Origin of the sequence: Microbacterium testaceum (assembly GCF_001476285.1) — a bacterium.
Lineage (GTDB): Bacteria > Actinomycetota > Actinomycetes > Actinomycetales > Microbacteriaceae > Microbacterium > Microbacterium testaceum_B.
Map to the genome: position 1 here is coordinate 37,759 of NZ_LDRU01000035.1, position 9,554 is coordinate 47,312.

General features: G+C 68.8%; 9 protein-coding genes. 4 read left to right on the plus strand and 5 right to left on the minus strand.

Annotated elements, in window-relative coordinates:
• Window positions 1-332: 332 nt before the first annotated feature.
• Together exaC and NS283_RS07300 are read left to right on the plus strand one after the other, a co-directional pair.
• Window positions 333-1,883 carry an acetaldehyde dehydrogenase ExaC gene (gene exaC, locus NS283_RS07295; RefSeq protein ID WP_058596216.1) on the plus strand — a complete coding sequence of 517 codons (1,551 nt, stop codon included), beginning with the start codon at window positions 333-335 and terminating at the stop codon, window positions 1,881-1,883.
• A 207-nt stretch (window positions 1,884-2,090) separates the two neighbouring features.
• On the plus strand, window positions 2,091-2,489 hold the full coding sequence (locus NS283_RS07300) for a DUF779 domain-containing protein (RefSeq protein WP_058596217.1): 399 nt from the start codon (window positions 2,091-2,093) through the stop codon (window positions 2,487-2,489).
• Window positions 2,490-2,496: 7 nt separating this feature from the next.
• On the opposite strand, the gene NS283_RS07305 is transcribed toward NS283_RS07300, so the two are convergent.
• The 5 genes from NS283_RS07305 to NS283_RS07325 form a co-directional block, all read right to left on the minus strand.
• Complete coding sequence (locus NS283_RS07305; protein WP_081317304.1) at window positions 2,497-3,102, minus strand: response regulator transcription factor; 606 nt, start codon at window positions 3,100-3,102, stop codon at window positions 2,497-2,499.
• Window positions 3,099-4,208, minus strand: a complete 1,110-nt coding sequence (locus NS283_RS07310; protein WP_058596225.1) for a sensor histidine kinase — start codon at window positions 4,206-4,208, stop codon at window positions 3,099-3,101. The genes NS283_RS07305 and NS283_RS07310 overlap by 4 nt, the downstream gene beginning before the upstream one ends.
• A 17-nt stretch (window positions 4,209-4,225) precedes the next feature.
• Window positions 4,226-5,023 (minus strand): ABC transporter permease, encoded by a 798-nt coding sequence (locus NS283_RS07315; RefSeq protein WP_058596219.1) that lies wholly within the window; start codon window positions 5,021-5,023, stop codon window positions 4,226-4,228.
• Window positions 5,020-5,949 (minus strand): ABC transporter ATP-binding protein, encoded by a 930-nt coding sequence (locus tag NS283_RS07320; protein WP_058596220.1) that lies wholly within the window; start codon window positions 5,947-5,949, stop codon window positions 5,020-5,022. The genes NS283_RS07315 and NS283_RS07320 overlap by 4 nt, the downstream gene beginning before the upstream one ends.
• Before the next feature lie 118 nt (window positions 5,950-6,067).
• On the minus strand, window positions 6,068-6,979 hold the full coding sequence (locus NS283_RS07325; RefSeq protein ID WP_058596221.1) for an AbaSI family restriction endonuclease: 912 nt from the start codon (window positions 6,977-6,979) through the stop codon (window positions 6,068-6,070).
• A 197-nt stretch (window positions 6,980-7,176) separates the two neighbouring features.
• On the opposite strand from NS283_RS07325, the gene NS283_RS07330 reads away from it, so the two are divergent.
• Window positions 7,177-8,118 carry an ATP-grasp domain-containing protein gene (locus NS283_RS07330; RefSeq protein ID WP_058596222.1) on the plus strand — a complete coding sequence of 314 codons (942 nt, stop codon included), beginning with the start codon at window positions 7,177-7,179 and terminating at the stop codon, window positions 8,116-8,118.
• Entirely contained in the window at window positions 8,111-9,424 is a 1,314-nt protein-coding gene (locus NS283_RS07335; protein WP_058596223.1) for an O-acetylhomoserine aminocarboxypropyltransferase/cysteine synthase family protein, read from the plus strand. Before NS283_RS07330 ends, NS283_RS07335 begins: the two co-directional genes overlap by 8 nt.
• Window positions 9,425-9,554 lie beyond the last annotated feature (130 nt).

The window sequence follows — 9,554 nt, forward strand, 5'->3', positions numbered from 1 at the left end:
GCGCGGAACGGATGCCACGGCCTCGGGGTCGTGGCATCCGTGGTTTCCGGTGCCTGCGCCGTAGTTGTGGGGGGCGGCCGCTGGGCAAGCGCGATGTCGCGTGCTGTCCGCGCGAGGCATGTGCGACGCAGCCGAGGTGAACGGATTCGGACGCGCGCAGCGGATTCGGATCGAACGGGCAGCGCCATCCGAATCCGATGCACCTCTCCGATTCCGGTGGCCAGGCCTGAGGCACATGCGGATGCAACCCGATGCAACCTCCCCCGGCGTACCGTCGGCGCATCGCCGCTCGAAGCCGTCGCGGCGACTCATGACCGTCGAAGGAGACACGCATGACCATCGTCGAAGAAGGCGTCTCGAGCGTCTATGCCGCCCCCGGCACCCGCGGGGCCGTCGCCGAGTACCGCTCGCGGTACGGGCACTACATCGGCGGCGAGTGGGTCGAACCGCACAGCGGCGAGTACTTCGAGAACATCACCCCCGTCACCGGCAAGCCGTTCTGCGAGGTCGGCCGCGGCGACGCGCACGACATCGACAGAGCGGTGGATGCCGCGTGGAAGGCGTTTGCGAGCTGGAAGAAGACCACGCCCGCCGAGCGCAGCGTCATCCTGAACAGAATCGCGGACCGGATCGAGGAGAACCTCGAGAGAATCGCCGTCGCCGAGACGTGGGAGAACGGCAAGCCGGTGCGCGAGACGCTCGCGGCCGACATCCCGCTGACCGTCGACCACTTCCGCTACTTCGCCGGCGTGCTGCGCGCACAGGAGGGCTCGCTGAGCCAGCTCGACGAGAACACCGTCGCGTACCACTTCAACGAACCGCTCGGTGTGGTGGGCCAGATCATCCCGTGGAACTTCCCCATTCTCATGGCGGCATGGAAGCTCGCGCCGGCCCTCGCCGCGGGCAACTGCGTCGTGATCAAGCCGGCGGAGCAGACCCCGGCATCCCTGCTGTTCCTCTTCGACATCATCGGCGACCTGCTCCCCGCGGGCGTGGTCAACATCGTCAACGGCTTCGGCATCGAGGCGGGTGCCCCGCTCGCGCAGCACAAGCGGATCCGCAAGATCGCGTTCACCGGCGAGACGACGACCGGGCGCCTGATCATGCAGTACGCCTCGCAGAACCTCATCCCGGTGACGCTCGAGCTCGGGGGCAAGAGCCCGAACGTGTTCTTCGAAGACGTGGCGCTGCGCAGCGACGACGCGTACTACGACAAGGCGCTCGAGGGATTCACGATGTTCGCGCTCAACCAGGGCGAGGTGTGCACGTGCCCCTCGCGGTCGCTCATCCAGCGCTCGATCTACGACCAGTTCCTGGGTGACGGCCTTGAGCGCGTGAAGAAGGTGCGTCAGGGGAACCCGCTCGACCCCGAGACGATGATCGGCGCGCAGGCCTCGAACGACCAGCTCGAGAAGATCCTGTCGTACATCGACATCGGCAAGCAGGGCGGCGCGAAGCTGCTCACGGGCGGTGAGCGGGTCGACCTCGGCGGCGACCTCTCGGGCGGCTACTACGTCGCACCGACCGTGTTCGAGGGCACGAACGACATGCGCATCTTCCAGGAGGAGATCTTCGGCCCCGTGCTGTCCGTCGCGTCGTTCGACGACTTCGACGACGCCATCTCCATCGCCAACGACACCCTGTACGGTCTCGGTGCCGGTGTGTGGAGCCGCAGCGGCGACACCGCGTACCGCGCAGGTCGGGCGATCGAAGCCGGACGCGTCTGGACGAACACGTACCACCAGTACCCGGCGCACGCCGCGTTCGGCGGCTACAAGCAGTCGGGCATCGGCCGCGAGAACCACCTCAAGATGCTCGACCACTACCAGCAGACGAAGAACCTGCTCGTGTCGTACGCCGAAGGCGCGATGGGCTTCTTCTGATCGGCGGAGCCGGGGCCGCGGCGGGTGGCCCTGGTTCCGTGACCCCCGGGTTAGTCCCGGGGGTCACACCCGTTCCCGTCGATGCCGCTCCGGGCCGCGCCCGTTCTCGCCGTGCTGCGGCCGCGGCGCAGCCCCTCGTCCCACTTATGGCCGGTCACCGGCCGTGACACCGACACATTTTGGGACATCAACCGAAAGGAGCGGGACATGGTGACCCAGCTCTCCCGCGTCGACGTGACGGATGCCGCGGCCGCGCTGCTGCGCGACCTGACGGCGAAGCACGGCCCGCTGATGTTCCACCAGTCCGGCGGCTGCTGCGACGGCAGTTCGCCGATGTGTTACCCGGTGGGGATGTTCCTGACCGGACCGAGTGACGTGCGCCTCGGTGACATCGAGGTCGGCCTGGATGACCCGATCGAGGTCTACATGTCGGAGTCGCAGTTCGAGTACTGGAAGTTCACGCACCTCACGATCGACGTCGTGCCGGGGCGCGGAGCCGGGTTCTCGGTGGAGGGGCCGACGGGGATGCGGTTCCTCATCCGGTCGCGGATGCTGACGGAGGAGGAGGCGGTGGCGTTCGGGGTGGGTGCTCCTGCCGAAGGCTGAGTTCCCGCTACAGCCACCCCCGCTCCACCGCCACCCGCACGGCATCCGCCCGATTCCGCCCACCGGTCTTGCCGATCGCGCTGGACAGGTGGTTCTTCACCGTCCCCTCGGAGAGGTGGACCGTCCGCGCGATGTCGGCGATCGAGCCGCCGTCGCGCGCTGCGGCGAGCACGTCGGTCTCGCGCTCCGTCAGCGGAGAGTCGCCCTGTGCGAGCGACTCGGCGGCGAGGGCCGGATCGACGACGCGGAGGCCGAGAGACACGCGCCGCACGGCATCCGCGAGCTCCGCCGCGGGCGTGTCCTTCACCACGAATCCCGAGGCGCCGGCCTGCATGGCACGCGCCAGGTAGCCGGGGCGGCCGAAGGTCGTGACGATGAGGGCACGGCATCCGGGGACCTCGGAACGCAGGAGGGATGCCGCGGCGATGCCGTCGATACCGGGCATCTCGATGTCGAGCAGAGCGACGTCGGCTTCGGACGCCCGCGCCGCCTCGACCACCTCGTCGCCACGGCCGACCTGGGCCACGACCTCGATGTCGTGCTCGAGACCGAGCAGGGCGGCGAGGGCGCCGCGCACGAGAGCCTGGTCGTCGGCGATGAGGAGTCGGATCACCATGCCACCTTGAGTGTGAATCCGCCGAGGTCGCTGCGCCCGACGGTCAGACGAGCGCCGGACGTCTCGACGCGCTCGCGGAGGCCCGTCAGCCCCGAACCGGTGGATGCCGTGGACGAGGGGCCGCAGCCGTCATCGGCCACCTCGATCGACCGGCCGTCGAGCCGCACCCGGCAGGCGGTGGCACCGGAATGACGGATGACGTTGGTCACCGCCTCGCGGACGACCCACCCGGCGAGCTCGCGACGGTCGGCGGGAACCTGCTCGGTTGATCCGGGGAGGTCGGCGGAGACACCGGCGCTCTCCAGCGCCGCTCGCGCGGCGGCGAGCTCTCCGCTGATGCTCACCCCGCGGTACCCGTGGACCGTCGTGCGGACGTCGGAGAGGGCGCCGCGCGCCAGCTGCTCGATCTGCGTGATCTCGTCGCGGGCGGCCGGGGAGCCGGCATCCATCAGTCGTCCGGCGAGTTCTGCCTTCACCGTGATCACGGTGAGCGAGTGGCCGAGGATGTCGTGGACGTCGCGCGCGACGCGCCCGCGCTCCTTCTCGGCGGCGAGTTCGGCGATCTGAGCCTGCGCATCGCGGAGGCGCTCGAGGGTCGAGATGTTCCGCATGAAGCTGAACATCATGATCGAGATCGAAAGGATGATCGCCGAGTTGAGCACGCTCGTGAACGTGTCGGCCCCGCTCCACTCGCCCACGGCAAACGAGAGTCCGCTCAGGATGCCGACGGTCGTCCACATCGTGCGGGACCCCACACGCGAAACGGCGACTGAGACGCCCACGAACGTCCACAGCCATCGCACGTCGGCGCCGAGCCACGGCCAGAGGGCCACGCTCAGCGCGAAGAGCGCCACGGGGGGAATCAGCCGGCGGCCAAACGACGGGGTGATCCGCGCGAGGGGTGCGGTCGCCATGAACAGCGCCGCGAACACCACGACGATCGCGGTCCCGAGCACCCGCGGGGCCAGACCCGGCTCTTCCCAGAGGGTGAGCAGAGTCGGGAACGTCCAGATCAGCGAGATCGACGAACCGATGAGCCACCCGCGCTGAAACGGGCGACGGCCCGGAACGATCGCTCGGTCCGGGCCGGTCCCACTGCTCATGTCGTTCACCCTAGGCGTCACGCGCGCCGTGTGTCGCGCCGGAAGAAGTACACGGTTCCGGCGACGAACACCGCGAGCCAGACCACCGCGTTGATCAGGGCGCCGAGGTCGAAGGCATCCCCCGTCAGAGGCGACCGCGCGAGCTCGCCGATGCCGTAAACGGGCGTCAACTTGCCGATGACCTGGAGGAAATCGGGCATCGACGACAGGGGGAAGAACAGGCCGCCGAGGAATGCCAGCAGCACCACGGCGAGGCTCGTGATCTGCGCCGCGTTCTCGCCCGGCACCATGTAGCCGACCATGAGGCCGAGCGTCGTGAACACCGCGCTGGCGAGGAGCCAGGCTGCGAGGCCGGTGACGATCCATTGCACGGGGGCGAGGGTGACACCGGCGAAGGCGGCGACGGCGTAGGTCGCGATCACGGCGATGAGGCCGAACATCATGCCCGCCATCATCTTGACCACCACGTTCGCGACGGGGTTCAGGGGGGTGAGGCGGAGCTGGCGGCTCCAGCCCTGCGCACGCTCGACGGCGACCGACGCCCCGGTCTGCGTCGCGGACATCATGGTTCCGTACATCGCCATCGAGACCATGATGTACGCGGCCACCGACACGCCCCCGGATGCCAGCGGGGTATCGGTCAGCGGAACGTCGAGCGTCTGGAACCCGACGATGAAGAACATCAGCACCGGGAACGCGACCGTGAACAGCAGGCTGCGCGGGTTGCGGAGCTTGCGCAGCAGCTCGATGCGCAGATACGTGAGCGTGAACCCACCGAACGCGGGGACCGGGCGGTCAAGTGTGATGGCGGTCATCGGACTGCTCCATTCTGGGCGGGTTCGGCGTTGTCGGCGGTGAGGGTGAGGAAGACGCTCTCGAGGTTCTGCGCCGTGATCTCGATGTCGCGCGCGTCGGTGGTGGTGAGCAGGTGTCGTGCGAGGGCGTCGGAGTCGCTCGTGCGGATCGCGATGCGCTCGCCGACGGCCTCGACCGAGTCGACGCCGGGGAGGGCCGCGAGGGCGGTGATGTCGGCATCCGGAAGCGTCGCGTGCACCATGCGCCCCGAAACGAGGTTCTTGATCTCGGAGGTGGGGCCGTCGGCGACGATCTCTCCCCCGCGCATCAGCACGATGCGGTCGGCGTACTCGTCGGCCTCGTCGAGATAGTGCGTCGCGAACATGACGGTGCGTCCGCGGGCGGCATCCGCTCGGATGGCGTTCCAGAACGAGCGGCGCGCTTCGACATCCATGCCCGTGGTCGGCTCGTCGAGGATGAGCAGGGCGGGGTCGCTCACGAGCGCCATTGCGAAGCGGAGCCGCTGCTGCTCACCGCCCGAGCAGAGGCCGACGCGTCGGTTCGCCAGATTCCGGATGCCGGCCCGCTCGAGCGCTTCGTCGACGGGACGCTTCTCGGCGAACAGGCTCGCCGTCAGCTCGACGGTCTCGCGAACGGTCAGGTCTTTCAGCAGCCCGCCCGTCTGCAGGACCGCGGAGACGAGACCCCGGGCGATCGCGCCGCGCGGGCTGTGTCCGAAGACGCTGATGGAGCCGGAGTCGGGGGTGCTCAGGCCGAGGATCATGTCGATCGTCGTGGTCTTGCCTGCGCCGTTCGGCCCGAGGAACGCCACGATCTCGCCCGGCTTGATCGAGAGGTCTATGCCGCGGACGGCATGAACGGAGCCGAAGCTCTTGACGACGCCCCGCGCGTCGATCGCGGCGGGAGTGGGGGTGGAGGAGGTCATGTCTTCATGCTGGCCGCCAGGCGGCCGAACGACCTCAGACTCTCGTCACGATGTGGGGGTGACGTTCGTCATGGGTGCAGCTGTCCTCCGGTCAGGGTGCCGCCGGGCGCGGGGCCCGTCATTCGCGGAGGATCTCGAAGCCACCCACGCCGTCGACGGTGATCCGCTGGCCGATGCGGCGGAAGTCCGCGCTGTGACCGTCCTGGCCAACGTGCTCGAACGCCCCGACGAAGCGGTAGTAGATCCGCCCGAACTCGTCGCGGTAGTGCGCGAAGACGAGGCGCGTCTCGCCCGAACCACTGCCGAGGCGAAGCGGCTCGGGGTCGCCGCCGGCGTTCACGTCGGCCGCGAGACGCTGCACGATGCGCTGGCCGTCGTCGAGCAGAGCGTTGTCCCACTCCTTGTTCGGGTAGAGCTTCGGGAACCAGACCTGCACGCTCTTCGTCAGCCGCAGCATGCCAGAGCGGTGCACGGCGAGATCCTTACCGAACAGTCGGGCGACATCGGTGTGGCGTCGGAATCGGGCGTCGTCCTGGATGCCGACTCCCCCGCGCGCGATCCACTCGGTGGGGTCGTAGGTGCGGCCGAATCGGAACGGCACGAAGGTTTGATCCTCGATCTGTGCGCGCTTGCGTTTGCGGATGTTGCGGACCAACTTGTCGATACGCTTTCGCGCGTCGTCGAGGGTGCGGATCTCCTGCATCTTCCACCGCCAGAACTCGACGTTCGCGGTGTCGATGACATGACGCTCCCGAAGGCGGTCTTGCTCGACCTGGTCGACGTGCTGCAGCTCGTCGATCTCCACGGCCAGCCGGAACTGCGGGAAGTAGAGGTCGAGCAGCGCGCGCTTCCCCTCCTCCCGAGCGGGAACGGCCTGCTGGGTGACCCACTCGATCTCGGGGTCGTCCAGACCGTGGATGATGCGGGTGATCGCCCAGAGCTCGAACTGCTTGTGCACGATCTTCCGGAGGCGCAGAGCCTGCCAGTCGAGTTCGGCGTCGATCGGCGTTCGCGGGGGCTTGGCATCCATCGGTTCTCTTTCCTGCGTGGTCCCGGCTCGACCGCGGGTGTGTCTCTTCATCCAAAGGGATGCCACTGCGCCGGCGTGGTCGCGCGGTGTTCGGGATTGTTCGGATTCGACGGGCGGCCCGTGCGCCCGGGGGACGGCGATGACGCACGGTGACACGCGAAGGCTGCGATGTCGGGGCCGCGGGCTAGCCTGGCGGCATGTCGGGCAAGGTGTACGTGATCCATGACAACCCCTCGTGGTTGCCGCCGTTCCGGGCGGCCTTCGACGCCGAGGGGGTGCCGCTCGAGGAGTGGCTGTTGACCGAGGGGGCGATCGACCTCTCGTCCGAGCCGCCGGAGGGCGTGTTCTGGTCGCGATTGAGCGCCTCTGCGCACACCCGCGATCGAGCGCTCAGCAAGGACTATGGTCGGGCGGTGCTGCGGTGGCTCTCGGCATGGGGTCGCACCGTCATCAACGGTGCCGACGTCCTGGAGCTCGAGGTGAGCAAGGTCGCGCAGCACGTGGCCCTCCAGCACGCGGGCATCGAGGTCGCGCGCACCGTCGCCGTGCTCGGCACCGATGGGATCGTCGAGCGGGCGGCTGAGTTCGGTGCCCCCTTCATCAGCAAGCACAACCAGGGCGGCAAGGGTCTCGGTGTGCGTCGGTGGGACTCCGTCGACGAGTTCGCGGCGTGGGTCGACGGCCCCGACTTCGAGCCGTCGCCCGACGGGATCACGCTGCTCCAGGAGCTGCTCGTCGCCAAGGCGCCGTTCATCACACGCGCGGAGTTCGTCGCCGGCTCGCTCGTCTACGCGGTGCGGGTCGACACCAGCGCGGGCAGCTTCGAACTGTGCCCGGCCGAGGCGTGCGCGATCCCCGGAGCCGACGGCGTCGAGCCCGAGCCGATGTTCCGCCGCCGCGATGACGTGGATCCCGAGCTCGTCGACCGATACCTCGCGTTCCTCGCCGCCGAGGGCATCGGCATCGCCGGCATCGAGTTCATCGAGACGCGCGACGGACGCACGGTCACCTACGACGTCAACACGAACACGAACTACAACCCCGACGTCGAGGCGACGGCTCCCCGCTCGGGACCGCGCGAGATCGCGCGGTGGCTCGGCTCCCTCCTGCCGCAGGAAGTGGTCGGAGCTCGTGGCTGAGGCATCGCCGCCCCACGTCGAGTGGGACGGCTTCGGCTTCCAGACGCGCCAGGTGCACGCCGGCGAGGTCGAAGACCTCACGCACGGTTCCCGCATCACCCCGGTTCACCTGTCGGCGGCATATCGCTTCGCGTCCTTCCAGGAGGCGACGGACCGGTTCGCCGGTGCCGATCTCGGACACCTCTATTCGCGCAATCTCAACCCGACGAACCAGGTGGCGGAGCGACGCCTGGCCTCTCTCGAGGGCGGCAGCGGGGCGATCGTCGTCGGGTCCGGGCAGGCGGCGATCACGACCGCCCTGCTGGCGCTGGCGGGAAGCGGCGAACACATCGTCTCGACCGCGAGCATCTACAGCGGCACGCGCGTGCTCTTCGATCGCACGTTCGCGCGCATGGGCGTCACCGTCGAGTACGTCTGGAACCCCGACGACGAGGCGGAGTGGGACGCCCTCATCCGCCCCGAGACGAAGGCGATCTTCACCGAGACGCTCCCCAACCCCAAGAACGACGTGGTCGACGTCGCCGCCGTCGCCCGCATCGCGAAGCGCCACGGCATCCCTCTGATCGTCGACAACACCATCGCGACACCGTTCCTGATCCGCCCGATCGAGCACGGCGCCGACGTCGTGGTGCACTCGGCCACGAAGTTCCTCTCGGGACACGGGGCGAACCTCGCCGGGGCGGTGGTCGACGGCGGAACGTTCGACTGGGTGGCATCCGATCGCTCGTATCCCGCGATCACCGCGACGCCGATCGCCGAGCATGCGTCGTACGTCGACGCGTTCGGCCCGCGCGCCTTCGAGTTCTCGCTGCGGTTCGGGATCGCGAACGACACGGGACCCGCGCTGTCTCCGCTCAACGGCTTCCTCTTGCAGCAGGGCATGGAGACGCTGTCGGTGCGCATGCGGCAGCACCTCGCCTCCGCCCGCACGATCGCCGAGTGGCTCGAGCACCAGCCCGTCGTCGAGAGCGTCGACTACGCGGGACTCCCGTCGCACCCGCAGCACGCTCTCGCCGTGCGCGATTACGGCGGGCAGTCGGGCTCGGTGTTCTCCTTCACCGTGCGCGGGGGACGACCGGCGGCCGAACGGTTCTTCGACGCGCTCAGGCTGTTCAGCCGCATGACGAACATCGGTGACACCCGCTCGATGGCGCTGCATCCGGCGACTACGACGCACCTCGGCTTCACGCAAGAGACGCGCGACCGCCTGGGCATCGGCGACGGACTCATCCGCCTGTCGATCGGGCTCGAGGATGCCGAAGACCTGATCGCCGACCTCGACGAGGCGCTGCGCGCGGTGGCGTAGCGGGCGCTCGCCGGCTTGCGTTCGCGCACCGGGTCACGGGTGCGGTGCTGCACGAGGGTCGACGCCCGGCATCCCTCGTTCAGTGTCCGAAACACCCGGACGTATCTCGAGTGTGATGTCTCAGGACATC